14 protein-coding genes (1 of these 14 cut by a window edge) are annotated in these 16185 nt (G+C 48.6%); 9 read left to right on the top strand and 5 right to left on the bottom strand.

Annotation, left to right across the window (positions count from 1 at the left end; genetic code table 11):
* The first annotated feature begins 9 nt into the window (after positions 1-9).
* From DES40_RS09880 to DES40_RS09860, 5 genes are all read left to right on the top strand, one after another.
* A complete protein-coding gene (locus tag DES40_RS09880; protein WP_121101470.1) occupies positions 10-879 on the top strand; it encodes an alpha/beta hydrolase family protein in 870 nt (289 codons plus the stop codon).
* Positions 880-952: 73 nt separating this feature from the next.
* A complete protein-coding gene (locus DES40_RS09875) occupies positions 953-1738 on the top strand; it encodes a DeoR/GlpR family DNA-binding transcription regulator (protein ID WP_233345560.1) in 786 nt (261 codons plus the stop codon).
* Between the two features lie 107 nt (positions 1739-1845).
* Complete coding sequence (gene glpD / locus DES40_RS09870) at positions 1846-3390, top strand: glycerol-3-phosphate dehydrogenase (RefSeq protein ID WP_121101463.1); 1545 nt, start codon at positions 1846-1848, stop codon at positions 3388-3390.
* 181 nt (positions 3391-3571) lie between these two features.
* The gene (locus tag DES40_RS09865; RefSeq protein WP_121101461.1) at positions 3572-4945 is read left to right on the top strand and encodes an L-serine ammonia-lyase; all 1374 of its coding nucleotides are present in this window, start codon (positions 3572-3574) and stop codon (positions 4943-4945) included.
* Positions 4946-5028: 83 nt separating this feature from the next.
* Positions 5029-7146: a hypothetical protein gene (locus DES40_RS09860; protein ID WP_121101459.1), complete on the top strand. Its 2118-nt coding sequence runs from the start codon at positions 5029-5031 to the stop codon at positions 7144-7146.
* Here the strand turns inward: DES40_RS09860 and DES40_RS09855 are convergent.
* From DES40_RS09855 to DES40_RS09835, 4 genes are all read right to left on the bottom strand, one after another.
* On the bottom strand, positions 7140-8153 hold the full coding sequence (locus DES40_RS09855) for a porin (RefSeq protein WP_121101457.1): 1014 nt from the start codon (positions 8151-8153) through the stop codon (positions 7140-7142). The genes DES40_RS09860 and DES40_RS09855 overlap by 7 nt on opposite strands.
* A gap of 424 nt (positions 8154-8577) precedes the next feature.
* The gene (gene folE / locus DES40_RS09845) at positions 8578-9198 is read right to left on the bottom strand and encodes a GTP cyclohydrolase I FolE (RefSeq protein ID WP_121101453.1); all 621 of its coding nucleotides are present in this window, start codon (positions 9196-9198) and stop codon (positions 8578-8580) included.
* A 271-nt stretch (positions 9199-9469) separates the two neighbouring features.
* On the bottom strand, positions 9470-10036 hold the full coding sequence (locus DES40_RS09840) for a hypothetical protein (RefSeq protein WP_121101451.1): 567 nt from the start codon (positions 10034-10036) through the stop codon (positions 9470-9472).
* A 162-nt stretch (positions 10037-10198) separates the two neighbouring features.
* Positions 10199-10816, bottom strand: coding sequence for a hypothetical protein (locus DES40_RS09835; RefSeq protein ID WP_121101449.1), 618 nt, complete (start codon positions 10814-10816; stop codon positions 10199-10201).
* Positions 10817-10840: 24 nt separating this feature from the next.
* On the opposite strand from DES40_RS09835, the gene cysS reads away from it, so the two are divergent.
* The 4 genes from cysS to DES40_RS09815 all read left to right on the top strand — a co-directional run bounded on the left by cysS (position 10841) and on the right by DES40_RS09815 (position 15172).
* The gene (gene cysS / locus DES40_RS09830) at positions 10841-12304 is read left to right on the top strand and encodes a cysteine--tRNA ligase (protein WP_121101448.1); all 1464 of its coding nucleotides are present in this window, start codon (positions 10841-10843) and stop codon (positions 12302-12304) included.
* Between the two features lie 56 nt (positions 12305-12360).
* Positions 12361-12882 carry an alkylphosphonate utilization protein gene (locus DES40_RS09825; protein WP_121101445.1) on the top strand — a complete coding sequence of 174 codons (522 nt, stop codon included), beginning with the start codon at positions 12361-12363 and terminating at the stop codon, positions 12880-12882.
* A gap of 81 nt (positions 12883-12963) precedes the next feature.
* The gene (locus tag DES40_RS09820) at positions 12964-13374 is read left to right on the top strand and encodes a hypothetical protein (protein WP_121101442.1); all 411 of its coding nucleotides are present in this window, start codon (positions 12964-12966) and stop codon (positions 13372-13374) included.
* 541 nt (positions 13375-13915) lie between these two features.
* Positions 13916-15172: an FAD-dependent oxidoreductase gene (locus DES40_RS09815; protein WP_233345559.1), complete on the top strand. Its 1257-nt coding sequence runs from the start codon at positions 13916-13918 to the stop codon at positions 15170-15172.
* A 120-nt stretch (positions 15173-15292) separates the two neighbouring features.
* Here DES40_RS09815 and DES40_RS09810 read toward each other — a convergent pair whose 3' ends face one another.
* Positions 15293-16185 carry the 3' portion of an alkaline phosphatase gene (locus DES40_RS09810; RefSeq protein WP_170144955.1) on the bottom strand. Its footprint extends 544 nt past the window's final position, so the window shows 893 of its 1437 coding nt (coding positions 545-1437); its start codon lies beyond the right edge, outside the window — the gene reads right to left on this strand; the stop codon is at positions 15293-15295.

Here is a 16185-nt window from a genome sequence, read left to right as displayed (position 1 = left end):
AGAGGCGACATGGCCGTAGAGAGCGTAAAGATCGTGTCAAAAGACGGCGCCCAGATTATAGCGCCGCTTTACCGTTCTGATGAAACAAGCTCTGATAATAATGGCTCAGAGAAAACGCTCTTTGTTCTACTTCCTGCCATGGGCGTGAAAGCCTCTTTTTATAAACCCGTGGCGGAAATATTACAGGCGAAGGGCTATAATGTTCTCTTATGTGATTTACGCGGCCAAGGGACGAGTAACCGTAAACCACCCACATATAAATTTGGATATGCAGAGATTTTAGAGCTCGATTTGCCAGCCTATATAGAGGCGGCTAAGCACGCCTGTCCGCAAAACCAAATCATATTATTAGGGCATAGTCTCGGCGGACATTTAAGCCTGCTATACAAGGCTACGAACCCAAAAGACATTTCGGCCGTGGCTATTATTGCGAGTGGCTCAGTATATTACAGAGCCTATCAAGGCATAGAAGCTGTGAAGATATGGATAGGAACACAAAGCTCGGTTTTGGTCTCTACTCTCTTCGGGTATTTCCCCGGCCATAAATTAGGGTTTGGCGGGAAACAGCCAAAGGCCCTTATGCGGGATTGGGCGCGGCAAGGTAGAACTGGAAATTTTCTACCAAAAGGCGCTCAGAAAAATTATGAAGCGGCCCTGTCGCGCGCGGCGTTTCCTATATTTGCTTTGTCCCTAGAGGGCGATAATTTCGCCCCGCATAGCGCAGCGGACCATCTGGTTTCCAAGCTACCAAAGGCGCATGTGAAACGCGTCTGTTATAAACCGCCTGCAGGCATAAAAGAAAAAATAGATCACTTCCGATGGGTCAAACACAGTGACGACATTGCAGCATATTTAACCCTGTGGGCCGAGCATCTATAAGGCGCGTAACAAATTTGCAGGGCGAGAGTTTTATGAAAGTTTTTACATCCTGAAATCTCTCTGATAGACGGGAATGATGACCAGTGAACCCGCAATTTTCAAGCCGTCAAAACGGCAAATGGCTATTCTAGAGATGGTATCCGAGCGGGGGTTTGTGGCGACCGAAGCTATGGTCACAGAGTTTGACGTCACACCGCAAACCATTCGCCGCGACCTGAATGAATTGAAAGCCCACGGATTATTGACGCGTTTTCACGGCGGCGCAGGCCAAGCCGATAGCGTTGAAAATCGGCCCTATAAAGACCGCCTGAAATCTGGCGTGGATGCCAAGAGAAAAATTGCAGAACTAACAGCGTCACTTGTGCCAAATGGCGCCTCATTGTTTTTGAATATTGGGACAACAACTGAATTTGTGGCACAGGCTTTGCTGGGGCATGAAAATCTGCATGTCGTAACAAATAATATCAATGTGGCCCAGATATTGGCCCATAATAGTAGCTTTAAAATTATGATTGCAGGCGGCGAAGTCCGTAGCCAAGACGGCGCGATTATAGGCTCTAGCTCTGTGGATTTTGTCAATGAGTTCCGATTGGATATTGGTATTGTCGGCATTGGCGGTATCGATGAAGCGGGCGTGTTGCTTGATTTTGACCATCAAGAAGTCAAAACCGCGCGAACCATATTACGCAATTCTCGAAAGACTATATTAGTCGCAGACCAACATAAATTTGGCCGGCCGGCTATGAACCGAATGGGCCATTTAGAAGATTTGGACATGCTTGTGACAGACCGCGCCTTATCCTCTAATTATCAAACGCTTTGTGAAAATTCAGGCGTGAATGTTTTTATCGCATCCTAGGTATGACTCACACTATTCTGATTTGCGAAATCGCCTATACTCTGTAAATGCAAAGGTAAGGAAGCAGGCATCCAAAGCCGAATTATAACCTAAGGAAAGGCGTCTTCATGACAGCCGAGAAAAACGCAAATAATCAGCCGCAAAGCTATGACATGCTCGTCATAGGGGGCGGTATTAATGGCACGGCTATTGCCCGTGATGCGGCGGGGCGCGGGCTATCTGTTTTGCTCTGTGAGCGTGATGACCTTGCGAGTCATACCTCATCGGCGAGTACGAAATTAATCCATGGCGGTCTGCGCTATCTAGAGCATTATGATTTTCGCTTGGTACGCGAATCTCTAAAAGAACGCGAAGTCTTATTGCGTGCGGCTCCGCATATTATTTGGCCCATGCGGTTTGTCTTGCCCTATGATGAAGGTTTGCGCCCGAAATGGATTTTACGCCTTGGGCTCTTTCTTTATGACAATCTGGGCGGCCGAGAGCTTTTACCGGGGACGAAAACCCGGAAACTAACGGACCCCATCTATGATGAATTAGAAACCCGCTTTACGACTGGGTATGAATATTCTGATTGCTGGGTCGAAGATTCTCGCCTTGTGACGCTTTACGCGATGGACGCGGCGCGATGCGGCGCGGACATTCGTACGCAAACAGAGGTGATATCCATTCGCGGTGAAGGCGGGGCCTATGCCGTCGAGCTAAGAACAGGCAATGATAAAAACGACGAGATAATAGAGACCATCACAGCTAAGGGTATCGTCAATGCGGCGGGGCCATGGGTAGAAACTCTTTCGGAAATTGCCGCCGCAGGCACGCAAACACAGGGCGGCAAACCCCATGCAAGCTCTCTACGCCTCGTCAAAGGCAGCCATATCGTTGTCCCGAAAATGTTTGATGACCCGCATGCCTATATATTCCAAAATGCCGATGACCGCGTCGTCTTTGCGATACCATACGAGCATGATTTCACCCTGATTGGTACAACGGATGTCCCGCATGAGAAGGCTGACGATCTGCCCGAAGCGTCCGCCAAAGAAATTGCCTATCTTTGTGAGTGTGTGAACGAGTATTTTGAAAAAGATATCTCGCCCGAAGATGTTGTGTGGACGTATTCAGGCGTCCGTCCGCTCTATGATGATAAAGCGGCAGAGGCATCTGAGGTTACGCGCGACTATGTCCTCGGCTTAGACACGCCAGTAAAAGGCGCTCCGTTCTTATCGGTTTATGGTGGTAAAATTACCACGTCTCGCAAACTCGCCGATCATGTGATGGAGAAGCTCGAAGATTTCTATCCAAAAATGGGCAAGCCTTGGACGCGCAAAGCGCATCTCCCTGGCGGCGATATCAAAGATGCTGATTTCGAAGCCTTTTATCAAACGCAGCGCAAGGCTTATCCTGATATCGACCCGACCCAGCTGCTACGTATGGCCCGTCGTTACGGCACATGCTTAACCGAGGTTTTGAAAAATGGCTTAGGGCAAGACTTTGGCGGTACGCTCTGCGAAGCCGATATACGTTATATGGTAAAAGCTGAATGGGCCAAATCGGCAGATGATATTCTATGGCGCCGTACCCGATGCGGTCTTCATATGAGCGCCGAGCAGAGAATAGCTTTTGCCGAATGGTTCGAGGCCAATATTACCTTTACATAGGGCGGCATTATTATGTCGTCTCTGAGGCGTACCGCGTCTCAGCTACGCTGTCTAACGTCTTGCCCGCCGCGACATTCGGGCTGATTGCGCGCGGCGAGAGCGCCCCATTGGCGTGATTAGAATCTTGCCTTTTTGTTAAATTACGGGTGTGCCAAAGCATTGAAACGGTCTATTAGAGCCTATGCTTTCTGTGCTTGATATATTTCGTGTGGGTATCGGCCCATCTTCGTCCCACACCGTGGGGCCGATGCGGATTACAGAACGCTTTATACGCCGTTTACAACGTATGAAGCTTTTTGAGAAAACAGAGCGTATAGAGGTCGCGCTACGTGGCTCGCTCGCCTTTACGGGCGAAGGGCATGGCTCGCCTCGGGCCGCGCTTTTGGGCCTCGCCGGATTAAAGCCAGAAAGCTTTAAAGCTGATATTGCGGCTAAAGTCTGGTCTGAGGCTCTCGAAAATAATACTCTGAAACTAGGCGGAAAGCGCGATATCGCGTTTAATTATAAGGCTGATATTCGATTAGATTACGATACACCTGCGGATCTTCACCCCAATGAAATGGCAGTCATGGCTTATGATGCTACGGGCGGCTTGCTAGAAAAGCGGACCTATTATTCAACAGGCGGTGGATTTATTGCGTCGAAAGCGCAGCTGAAAAAACCTGCTAAAAATGACATTGTGAAAATCGGCGTAAGCGAAGGCCCTTATCAATTTAAATCCGCCGCCGATCTCTTAAATTTTTGCCGTGCCGAAGGCTTGCCCATTCATGAAATCATACTGGCGAATGAAGATAGCAAACGCCCCAGAGATAAAACCAAGGCCATGCTCGACGATATAGCCGAGAAAATGATGGACTGTATTAATCGTGGTTTGGAAACACATGGTATCTTGCCCGGCGGCTTAAAGGTGACGCGCCGCGCACCGCGCCTTTGGGATCGTCTTCAGAATGCGCCAATGTCAAATGAAAGAGAACAACTCTTCGATTGGCTCAATGTTTACGCAATGGCCGTGAATGAAGAAAATGCGGCAGGCGGCCAAGTTGTCACCGCCCCCACAAATGGCGCGGCGGGGATTATCCCGTCTGTTATTCGACATTATTGCATGGATAAAAGCCCCGCCGCAGTGCGGACCTTCCTTTTGACGGCAGGTGGAATTGGCCTGCTTTACAAACAGCGGGCGTCAATTTCTGGCGCAGAAATGGGATGCCAAGGCGAGGTGGGCGTGGCTTGTTCTATGGCGGCGGGCGGGCTCGCCGCAGTATGGGGCGGCACGCCTGACCAAGTTTGTAGCGCGGCAGAGATCGGCATGGAACATAATCTTGGCCTGACCTGTGACCCTGTTGGGGGGCTTGTGCAAATTCCGTGTATCGAACGTAATGCCATTGGTGCGGTGAAAGCGGTGAACGCGGCACGTCTGGCCCTGCATAGTTCTGAGGCTGCAAAGGTGAGCCTTGATCAGGTCATTGAAACGATGCGCCAGACGGGCCTAGATATGAGCACAAAATACAAAGAAACGAGCCAAGGCGGCCTCGCCGTGAATGTGGTGGAGTGTTAGATTGAAAATCTAGCGTACTTGGTTTCGCGTAAAAGTAGAAAAATAAGCCTGTAAATCTTTGAAATAGCGGTTAATCAGATTTTATGAAGAAGATGACCCGTATCATACTCTATCTATTGCTGTTGCTAACGGCTGGGTTTTTGGCCTTCAATGTCATCTCTTATGGGCGTTACGTAAAATCCCAAGAAACTCAGGCTATAGAAACAGGCGAGGCGATAACCGCCTCTTTAAAAACTGACATAGAAACGCTCTTGCACACGGTGAAAGCTGCAGGTGATGAGCTGGGCCAAAAATTTGGTGAGAGTGAATTTACGGATGCCGAAGTCAAAGACCTCATTCGTCAAGTCGCCTTGGATTACCCCGAAATACGCGGCGTCACGGCCTGCTATGAGAAATACGCCTTTTCTGAAACTCAGGCCTTATATTGCCCTTATTATAATAAGAGCTCTCAATCTTATCTCGATGTCGGGGATAGCTATGATTACACTGTAAAACGCGATGGCACGGCATGGTACACAGATGTGGTGGAGTTCGGTGAGGCTTGGGCTAATCCCTATTATGGGGCCGCCGCAGGTGAATGGTTCGTCGATTACGGCGTGCCGTTTTATTATGCCTCTGGCCCGAAAAAGGGACAGATTAGAGGGATCATAGATTTCTCCCTCGAAGTGGGTGATTTCAAACGCATTGTACATGGGTTGACGGTGGGTAAGGCCGGGTATGGGTTTATCACATCAAAAAATGGAAGCTTTATTACCCATCCTAATGCCGATTTCGTCGGCACCCAGACGGTGCAATCTCTCTTAGCCGAAGAAAACAGACCGCGTTTGAAGGCCGCTTATCAGGGTATAATTGACAAGAAGTCGGGCTATTCTGAATTTTTTGATGCCGAGCATAATGATCACTCTTTGATTTTCTATGACCAATTGGAAATTGCCGATTTCGGCATGGGTATGGTGTTTTTTAAGCGCGATATGATGGACGACCAGCGCCAAAGAAATCGCCGTTACATAAAAATGTTTCTGACGTTTTCTGTGTTATGCGTCTTGGCTATTACGCTTTATTTTGGTCGTGATGTTCTCGACGCGATGGAGATAGAAGTCATCAGCCTATTGGCGACTCTGCTGCTCATCGCCAATGTTGTGTTTATCGGTTTCCTTCAACATGGTTCAGTCGGGTCATTGGGCGCCGCAGAAAGTCCGCCTGTCATAGATACGTCTAGCCTAGAAGCCTATGTCTCTCGGCAAAATAGCCGCGCAGAGGCGTTAAAGATTGACCCGCCTATTGTGGTTCCAACAGGAATTTATGTTGAGAGAATAGATTTCATTGATAGCTATAATGTCAATTTTGGCGGAGTTGTGTGGCAGAAATATCCTCTGGATATGTCCGATGAAATTGAAGTCGGTATTCGCTTTCCCCAAACATCCCCCTTTGCAGAGGCGTCTTATATCGAAGAGGCATATAGAGAATCTGTCAAAGGCAAAGAAGGCGAAGCGGGCTATCTTCTCGTCGGGTTTGATTATCGCGTGACACTTCGCCTGAATTTAAAATATGCTGATTTCCCTTTTGATAAACGGCATTTAGATATTCAAATCACACCCAAGTCGCAGAATGATAATTTAATTTTTGTACCTGATTTAAACAGTTATGATTTCACAAGCCCGACAAAGTTAGCGGGATTAAATCCAGACATTGTCATGTCTGGTAATGAGATAACGCGGAGCTATTTTAACTTCTCTACGAAAAGTTATGATTTCAATATGGGTTATGGCTCGAAAGCTTTTTTAGAGAATACCTCTATTTTACATTATAATGTTCATATTAAACGTCTTTTGCTCAATGCCTTTGTTACATATTTAATTCCGATATTTGTGGCGCTTTGCTTGATATATATTTTGATTATGGCGTGTGGAAAAACAGAGGCCCGACAAGGCATTATAGAGAGCATGGCCGCCTTTTTCTTTGTGCTGATTTTCTCGCATATTGATCTTCGCAAAGACATCGTGACGGCAGATGTTATTTTTATGGAGTATTTCTACTTTGCGACTTACTTCATGATAGTCGCATCGACTTTGAATTTGATGTTTTATACGAAAAACAAAACCAGCCTATTCGATTTTAATGACAATCAAATTTATCGGGCGGTTTATTTCCCGATATTCTTTGCGATATTGCTCACTGCTATGTTGGTGAAATTTTATTGATGGTGTTGAGGGCGAAAGGAGAAATCCCATCGAAACCCTGTGAGGATGGCCTTGCCATTTTGCCGAACGCCAAAGCCGCCTGCACCGAAATAATCGCTTGCCCTTTGTGCATCATTACGAAGCAGGGCGTAGTTTAATTCTTCGGCGTAAAATTCCGTGAAGAGTTTAAATTGTGCGTTCAGATGATAGTCCACACCCAAATGGTAGGTGTCACCTGAATATTGATCGCCAAGCCCGAGCCCCGCTTTAAAGCTATAGGGGCCGCGCCGATATTGGACAAAGCCGTTATAAATCGTTCCAGCTATATCATTCTTTTCGTATTTTCCCGCCAGATACCAATCCTTATGAGTATAAGATAAGGCCACGCCCTGTGTGTCCGCTTCGGCGCCGTCCATATCTTCTCGGCCTGCCGCAAGCGTCACTCCATTTTTGACGTAAGACAAGGCATAGTGCCAACCTTTGGCCCCCCCGCCTGTGCGCTGCATTCGGGCTAGGCTTCCGCTAAAGCCGTTAACTCTTGGCGTTATATAGGTGATTTGATGCTCTCGAAAATAAGCATAAGTGGTGTAGCCCGCATAGATGGAGCTGAAATAATCTACGGGATAGCCAATATTATTATAATAAGGCAGCCAGTCCTTGCCGACTAATACGGTTCCGAATTTCCCTTCGGCTTTGACACTATATAGGCGGGAATCTTCGTCGTCGAAAAATGAAGGATCGCCTAACTCTAAATCTGCAGAATTGATGTTTACCTCGTACCGCGCTGTTATTTTTATGGCCTCATCGCCAAAGCGTAATTTTGCGCCCAATCGGGAATAGGCGTCTGTTAAGCCCAGCTCTCCGTCTCCTTCTGGGTTAGACGATTCGTCGACGCTGACATAATTGGCATGGAGCCTCCACGATCCGTAAAGCTCTAAATCGGTGTCCGATGCTGTTTGGGCCTGCGCCGCAGCAGGGCATAGGCCGCCGCCAAGCAAGGCCGCTAAGAAATAAAAAGGCAAGCGCATAGTTCCCCCAAACGGCCCCAGACTTTGCGCATGATAGCGATTATTGCGCGATTGATAAAGTTTCGGGGGAGGGGGATTTACGCTGAATGTTTCACGCGAAGCAATGCGCTTTCGCGACTATTTTGTGAAGTTTGGGTCAAGAGACGGTCACACGGCAAAAAATAAAGGAATTGTTAACCACGTTTTAGCCAAGGTTTTCTTAATCGCCTTGGCCGTGTTGTCGATTCGGGATCGATTGCAGGTGTCGCTGGGCGTAACAGCAAAAGGGACATTATGCGCTGTCGTTATGGGCAACACGCTTTTCGGCCGCCCAGCCGAACTCAAGCCAAGCCACCTTCGGTCATGTGGCGAAAATTAACTCGGCTCTGCCGTAAATCTGATCGGCGGTTCATCGGGAAAATACCGGCCTAGATTTTTTATAAGGCTAGGCCTTACCAATAAGCTTTAAAAATCTGTCTTGAAGCTGAGGATTGGTTTTAAACTCACCTGTAAACTGCGTTGTAATCGTGGACACATCAGGGTGATGCACGCCGCGTGTGCTCATACATTGATGGACAGCGTCAATCATGATGGCGGAGCCGCGGGGTTTAAGCGCTTCGTCAATAGCCTCTGCAATTTGCGCCGTCATCGTTTCTTGAGTTTGCAAGCGCTTGGCAAAGATTTCGACAACTTTGACCAATTTAGAAATGCCGACCACTTTGTCCGTGGGCAGGTAAGCGACATAGGCTTTGCCCAAAAATGGCGCGATGTGATGTTCGCAATGTGATTCCACATCTATTTCGCGCAAAACAACCATATCATCATAGCCAGAGACATCTTCGAACACACGGGAGAGTTCCTCGGCCGGATCCATATCATATCCGCGAAACCATTCTTTATAGGCTTTGACGACGCGCTTAGGTGTATCAATCAGGCCTTCGCGGTCAGGATTGTCGCCGGCCCAAGCGATGAGGGTGCGAACCGCTTCCATCGCCTCTTCTTGAGACGGGCGCGGCGCGCTGTGAACCGCTTTTAGCGTGGGTTTTTGTACAGTATCATTCTTCATGGCGTGCCTATAGCGCAAAGGATGCGGAAATAGCCAGTCCGCAAAGCTGTAATCTAACTATGCAGGATATAGGGAGGCTTGGGCAGAGTACCAATATAAAGGTCAAACAAAGTCATAAAATGGCATAAAAAAAGACATAAAAAAAGACAGGGGGAACCCTGTCTTTCTCTTTATGTGCCCCGTCTTAACTGTGCCCTGTTCTGGGTGTGCCCCGTTTTAGAGGTTGTTGGTCAGTCGTTTGACGGACTAAAGGGCCTAAAGCGGTTATGCCCTAGCCTTTTGGCGCAAAATCACCTGTAATCAAACATGTGTTATCAGGCTGAGCCGTCGTACCAGCTGGGCAGCTTACGCTCGTTGTGATTTGTGTATTGGTTGATGATTTTTGCATAACGCTTGGCGCAGACATGAGGCTCTTTTTATGCGCCTTTTTTTCCATATCTGTCATATTCATCATTTTGGCTTTGTGCGCCTCCTTCTCGGCATCGGTCATTGTATGCATTTTGTCTTTCATGGTCATTTTACCATCAGCAGACATTTTTTTCATTTTCTTCTGCTTATAGGCGGCTCTTTCCTCTGGCGTCATAGAGTTGAGCTTTGTCTTATGAAGCAGCTTCATTTTATAAGCCGCTTTTTCATCAGATGACATCGATAGCATCTTGGCTTGATGCTCGGCTTTTTCAGTGGCCGACATATTCTCCCACATTGTTTTAATTTTTGCATCAACTTTGGCCGAGGCTTCGACTTTGGCTTTTGATTCCATATGGCCATCTGCAAAGGCCGGTGAAGCCAAGGCTAAGCTCGCTGCCGCTGTTACCAAAAATGTTTTTAAATGTGTCATGTCGTCTCCATAATAGATTGGCGATATTCACCAAAACGCTTAAATTCAGTCTCTGATGCGAATAGTACGGATGTTAGCCACCCGCATCAGAGTTAAAGAAACTATAGCTGAAACTCTGTTTGGTTCCCCTACCGTTGGGTTAAACTGCGTTAAGGAAGCCCGTTATGGGCAATTTAATGGCGTCGTCAGCAGGCCGAACCGCGCAATATCAGCGGGCGTTAAGTAATAGAGCTCTTCGGGCAAAGCGGCGTCGCGGGTAAAAGCATAAAAGTCTGGACTAATGCCCATATCGATATGAAACTTTTGAACATGGGCCCCGAGGCTATCATAGCCTGTATTGCGCGGGTGATAAGATTTTCCGCGGACAAGGCCCCCTTTGGCGAGGACATAATGCGTATGTACGCCAATCATTGCCCCGCACTCCATAGTGCGTTCTGTCCCGGCGAGGAATAAATCTACAGCGCCAGACGCAATAAAGGAGCGACTCTCTAGGTGGGTTTTCAATCCAGCTTTGCGAATATTTCGCGCGATTTTTAGGTTCGTCACCGCATCTTGGGTGCCCGGCATATGTTTCAAAACTATGGTGTCAACTTGAGGATGGTCTTGGACCAATTTTTTAACCACGCCATATGACCGGCTATTCGTCCCGCCATAACCATAGGCAATATTATCACGAACCTTGAACTTGAGTTGTCCTGCATCGGGGCGGCTTGCTTGGAATGTGGCGACGGCCAGAACGATAAGCGCTAAAACAGCCGCGATGATTTGTTGCCTTTTCATGGTAAAACATTAGACCGTCTTGTCATGACGGAACAACCACAATTAACGCTCTATAATTCGCTGACGCGGCGCAAAGAGGACTTCACACCCCAAGATCCAAAACGGGTGACGATGTATAATTGCGGCCCAACGGTTTATAGCTATGCTCATATCGGCAATGCTCGCGCCGCCGTGGTGGCGGATGTGTTATTCCGCGTATTGCGCCATATTTACGGCGAAGACCATGTTGTCTATGCGCGCAATATCACCGATGTGGATGACAAAATTATCGCCAGCGCCAAAGAGCAAGGCGTGCCGATTTCTGACATCACCGAAAAATATGCCCGCATCTATAATGAAGACCTCGCCGCGATTGGCTGTTTACCGCCCACCCATCAACCCAAAGCAACCGTCCATATTCCGCATATGATAGAGATGATTTCGGAATTAATTGAAAAAGACTTTGCTTATGAATCGGATGGTCATGTCTTTTTTGATGTGTCGAAATATGATGATTATGGAAAGCTCTCTGGCAATTCCCTAAAGGCGCTAAAAGGCGGCGACCGTGTCGGCGAAGGCGAAACTGCCCGCAAAAGGAATAGCGCCGATTTCGTGTTATGGAAACCTGAACTGGACGGCGTGGGATGGGACGCGCCTTTTGGAAAAGGGCGTCCGGGCTGGCATATTGAATGTTCCGCCATGGCCAAGGCGACCTTGGGCGAAACTATTGATATTCATTGCGGCGGCGTGGATTTGAAATTCCCGCATCACGAAAACGAAATCGCGCAAAGCTGCTGTGCCAATGACACAAAGACATTTGCCAAATTCTGGATTCATAATGAGTTTCTGAATATGGGTAGCGAAAAAATGTCCAAAAGTTTGGGGAATGTGACCCTTATCCATGACCTGCTCAAAGAGTGGGACGGCGAGGTTATTCGCTTGGCTTTATTGAAAGCGCATTACCGCAGTGAATTGCAGTGGTCAGAGGATTTACTCAAGGAGAGTAAGGCAAATTTGGATCGATGGTATCGCAACTTGCTAAAGATAAGAGAAATTGCAGCTTTACCTGAAAGTGAAAGAAGAGGCCTGCATTATTCCAATAAAAGACTATTAGCTATACGGAGGAAAAATAGGAACTCGTCTATGTATGACGACTTGGATACAGTACAAGTTTTTTATCAAATGCTTAATGAAGATAAAGAGTTAACTTATTACTTTTCTGCGCCTCCCCTTAATGAGTTCAGTCAAACTTCGGCTGCAGAAGATGCTGAAACATTCCTTGTGAGAGCCAACCTCCTCGGCCTGCTACAAAAAGACCCAGAGGATTGGTTCAAGGGCGGAGCCTCTGCTGATGAGGAAGCTGATTTTAACGCCATTGCCAACCGCCGCGCCGAGGCGCGCAAGGCCAAAGATTGGGCCGCCGCAGATGCCGCCCGCGACGAGGCCAAAGCGCTGGGTATTGTCCTCGAAGACAATCCCGACGGCACAACAACATGGCGCAAGGCTTAACGCTTAAGGCCTCTCTCGCTCCGTAATGAAGCGGTTATAATAATAGAAAGCCTCATATGAGCCCATGCCCTCTATGTGACGCGGCCCCCGCCACGATTGCCCATACGCTTTCCGAGGCGCCTTCGCCGATGGAGATCATCCTGTGCGAGACGTGCGACGCCCATCGCGTCATGCCGATAGAACATTCTGATTACTGGCAATGCCTCACCACATCTATGTGGAGCGAAGACCTCGCTGTACAGGTCACGGCTTATCGGCTGTTACGGCAATTGTCGGGCGAAACATGGGCTCAAGACGCGCTCGATATGCTTTATATTGAAGAGGATGTAAAAATATGGGCCGAAGCGGGCGTTCCCGTGATGAACACCACTCCGACCCGCGACAGTAATGGAACGATTTTACAGGCGGGTGATAACGTCACCCTTATCAAAGATTTGCCTGTCAAAGGCGCAGGCTTTACCGCCAAACGCGGCACCGCCGTTCGCGGGATTTCGCTGACTGATAATCCAGAGCACATAGAGGGGCGCGTGAATGGTCAGCGTATTGTTCTCGTCGCGGCGTTTTTGAAAAAGAGCTAACCAGGTTAAGCGCAAAACCCTAAGGCCCGTTTCAAAGTTATTTTAACGAATATGCGATAAGTCACAGCCCTAAGGCAGTTTATGATTTATCTTTTTTATGCATTTTTGATCGGGACGGCGCTAGGCGTTTTGAGTGCTTATCACACCAAGGCGTTTCTCTCCGCCCTTGTTTCGACTTTGATGGTTGGCGGGTTGGTGATGCGCTCTGTCATACTGGTCGGGGCCTCGGCCAGTGGCTTTATTGGTAGCGTCAATCCCTTTGAGATTTATTTCATTGGTTTTATGCAATTGCCGTTCTTGTTAAGGCTGTCATTCTTCCTCTTGCCGGCATTCTTTTTCATGGGGCGCTTTATCGCTTGGGGCTATTTGGTCTTCTTTAAAGAAGAGATATATGAGACCGATTTTGAAAGACGGGAACGCGTAAAGAACGCACATGGCTGGACGCCTGAGAAAGACAAGAAGGTCTCGGGCAAAATACAACTCCGCCGATAAAGCGGGCCTCTATATGGTGAAGTTTGGCTTTGTGCTATTGTGACGTTTAAATCCTATTATAGGCTGTTAAAATGGTTCCGCGTTTAACGTGCCCATTTTCCCAATATCGCCGCCCTTTTTAATAATCCTATCCCCCTTTCTCTATTTCCTCTTAGTTTCAAACTTGTTCTTTTGCTCATGGACAGGAAGACGTCACCTTCTGGAGTATGAGACAGCGGGATTGAGCATCGCTTTTGACAGGGCGACTGTGCCGGGTCTTTTGGAGCGTGTGCATTACCACCGTTGCCTAGGTCGTTGTTTAGATTTCTAAACAACTAATTCGCAGGTGACGTACTGTGGGGTCGATACCACGGCCGCTTCATCAAAAACTGCTGCCGCGTGGTGAAGGCTGCGTAAAACAAAACACATTTTGGTCTCCATCGCAGAGACCTCCACGCGGGCATGTCCTCTTTATTGGATTTCCCTCATTGGCTCGGCCCCCGATGGCGAGCGGCAGAGCGCGCATGGGGTCATGAACCATGCGTGCATGAACCATGAGTGCATGAATTATGTAGAACGGTACGCTTACCAACGCTTTGCAGGGCATAGTCAAAACATACTGAACCTACAGGCGGCTGTGCAGATGTTTAGGCTTTCCCTTTTCTGGGGTTTGGCTATACCGCGCGGCATGGTGACGAAGCCGCAAAATAATGCCCCGCATATATTGATCATAGGGGCGGGATTGATAGGTCTTTCGACGGCCGATGCTTTGCAGCGGCGCGGCGCAAAGGTGACGATTACTGAAGCCCGCCCAAAGCCTATGCGCGGCACAAGCTATTCAAACTCTGGTATGGTACATCCCAGTCAGGCGCGGCCTTGGGGTGCGGCGCTTTCCTCTGTGCCGGACGATCCAGATTTTGAGCGCGCTTCAAAAGCCGTTTTTGATTTGGCGCGTATGTCACAAGATTTGTTGCGGCAAAATATTCAAGATTTATCTAAAACCGATGCCCTGTCTCAAGACGTCTTGTCTCAATCGGGAAGCTGTTATCAAATTTTTGAACAAAGCGAGCCCGCCTATGCGGCCAAAGAAAAATACGAAGCTTTGGGCGTGCAGACGGCGCTGATGTCTGATCATGAGAAAACGCTCGGCTATTTGGCGTTGCACTTTCCTGATGATTTCGGCGCGAATGCTTTCACTTATGGGCAGGCGCTCGCCGCGCGTCTGGCAGAAAATGGGGCCGTCTTTATATATGATGCCGGAGATTTACGTCTGCGCATGGGCCGAAGCCCATCAGGCGGTGAAGCCGTCACGGCGCAACTGCGCGGGCATATTTTTCATGCGGATCATATCATCATTTGTGCGGGGCCACAGAGTGGTGAGGTGTTGTCGCAATTGGACATCGTTTTGCCCCTTGTGAATAAGCGCGGCTTTGCCGTCAATTTTGACAAACCTGATATGGTTCTACCGCAGGCCCCGATTATGGACGCGCAAACACATTCTGCCCTGACCGTATTAGGGGAGACATTGCGGTTTTCAGGCACGCTTGGAGAGCAAAGCGCGCACCCTTTATTAAAGCGTTGGTATCATTTGGTGCCTGATATTATGCGCCGCCTCGCGCCCGCCCGCGAGGTGTGGTCTGGCCTTCGCCCTCTCAGCCCCGTTGGCCGGCCTTATATTGGGCCGCTCTCAAGATCGAATCTCTGGGTGAATACGGGGCATGGTCATATGGGCTGGACTCTTTGCGCAGGCTCTGGCGCGTTAATGGCCGATATGGTTTTAGAGGGGGTCGAAGATGCCCGCTTTGCTCTTTCGGAATGACGCGGAGTGGGTTTGTTCTGACTCGCCAATAGGCGCGCCCTAAATGGAAAAGCCCCGCCCTTTAGAGGCGAGGCTTACATTATATATACCCCTTAAAATATGAGGCTTGAAAAGTGAGAGTTATTTTTGGTTTGCGATGATATCTCCGAGGATTTGTCCAATCTCGTCTTGCTCCATCACACCTCTGAAATACTCAGCGCCAGGGCCTGTCGCATAAAGAGGTACATCTTCACCGCCATGGGTTTCAGAGCCCAAAGGAATAGAGGTTTGCTGATGGAAATCTGGCGACTGCACCATATTATCCGTCAGGGCAGGGCTATCATCCGTTCTCTGGTTTGGCCCATTATGATAGCCAAGCGTTGTATAAGGCTTGCCATCCTCGGCCATGACGTAATCTGCACTTGGCTCGCCCGTTTTACGGTCTGTGGTTTTCACAAGGCCCAAAATAGGATTGCCGCGCGTCGGATATCCGGCCATGGTAAAGACATGGCTGTGATCGGCGGTGACTACTATCAATGTGTCATCACCTGTTTTGGCCAAGGCCGTTTTCACCGCTTCGTTCAGAGCTTGCGTATCTTTCAAAGCGCGGAAAGCATTTGTGCCGTGATGGGCGTGGTCAATACGCCCGGCTTCAACCATAAGGACGTAACCGTCTTCATTGTTGGAAAGCCGTTCAATAGCAAAGGCCGTCATATCAGAAAGCGAAGGCTCCTCAGTATCTGCGCGGTCCGCCTCAAATGACATATGACTACGATTAAAGAGGCCAAGTAGCTTTTCATCGCCAGACTTCTGCATGTCCGCGGCTGTGGTGACGACTTTACCCGGCCACTGAGAGAGTTGTTCGTCCGTAAATTCTTTCGATCCGCCGCCAAGTGCCAAATCAACTTGGCTCTCGACCAATTGCTGGGAAAGCGATTTACAACCAAGGGTGCCGATATCGTCCGTAATATCTTTCTCAGCTTCCCAGTCGCGGCTAACTGAATGACCATACATAGAGGCCGGCGTCGCATGAG

The organism is Litorimonas taeanensis (assembly GCF_003634015.1).
Classification (GTDB): domain Bacteria; phylum Pseudomonadota; class Alphaproteobacteria; order Caulobacterales; family Maricaulaceae; genus Litorimonas; species Litorimonas taeanensis.
This window is presented reverse-complemented; position numbering and strand designations above follow the sequence as displayed.

Excerpts from the sequence above, each read along its gene's own strand:
- DES40_RS09825 (WP_121101445.1), top strand. The coding sequence starts at position 12,361 with ATGAGCCCATGCCCTCTATGTGACGCGGCCCCCGCCACGATTGCCCAT.
- DES40_RS09880 (WP_121101470.1), top strand. The coding sequence starts at position 10 with ATGGCCGTAGAGAGCGTAAAGATCGTGTCAAAAGACGGCGCCCAGATT.
- DES40_RS09855 (WP_121101457.1), bottom strand. The coding sequence starts at position 8,153 with ATGCGCTTGCCTTTTTATTTCTTAGCGGCCTTGCTTGGCGGCGGCCTA.
- DES40_RS09860 (WP_121101459.1), top strand. The coding sequence starts at position 5,029 with ATGAAGAAGATGACCCGTATCATACTCTATCTATTGCTGTTGCTAACG.
- DES40_RS09865 (WP_121101461.1), top strand. The coding sequence starts at position 3,572 with ATGCTTTCTGTGCTTGATATATTTCGTGTGGGTATCGGCCCATCTTCG.
- DES40_RS09820 (WP_121101442.1), top strand. The coding sequence starts at position 12,964 with ATGATTTATCTTTTTTATGCATTTTTGATCGGGACGGCGCTAGGCGTT.
- folE (WP_121101453.1), bottom strand. The coding sequence starts at position 9,198 with ATGAAGAATGATACTGTACAAAAACCCACGCTAAAAGCGGTTCACAGC.
- DES40_RS09815 (WP_233345559.1), top strand. The coding sequence starts at position 13,916 with ATGAATTATGTAGAACGGTACGCTTACCAACGCTTTGCAGGGCATAGT.
- DES40_RS09875 (WP_233345560.1), top strand. The coding sequence starts at position 953 with ATGATGACCAGTGAACCCGCAATTTTCAAGCCGTCAAAACGGCAAATG.
- cysS (WP_121101448.1), top strand. The coding sequence starts at position 10,841 with ATGACGGAACAACCACAATTAACGCTCTATAATTCGCTGACGCGGCGC.
- DES40_RS09835 (WP_121101449.1), bottom strand. The coding sequence starts at position 10,816 with ATGAAAAGGCAACAAATCATCGCGGCTGTTTTAGCGCTTATCGTTCTG.
- glpD (WP_121101463.1), top strand. The coding sequence starts at position 1,846 with ATGACAGCCGAGAAAAACGCAAATAATCAGCCGCAAAGCTATGACATG.
- DES40_RS09840 (WP_121101451.1), bottom strand. The coding sequence starts at position 10,036 with ATGACACATTTAAAAACATTTTTGGTAACAGCGGCAGCGAGCTTAGCC.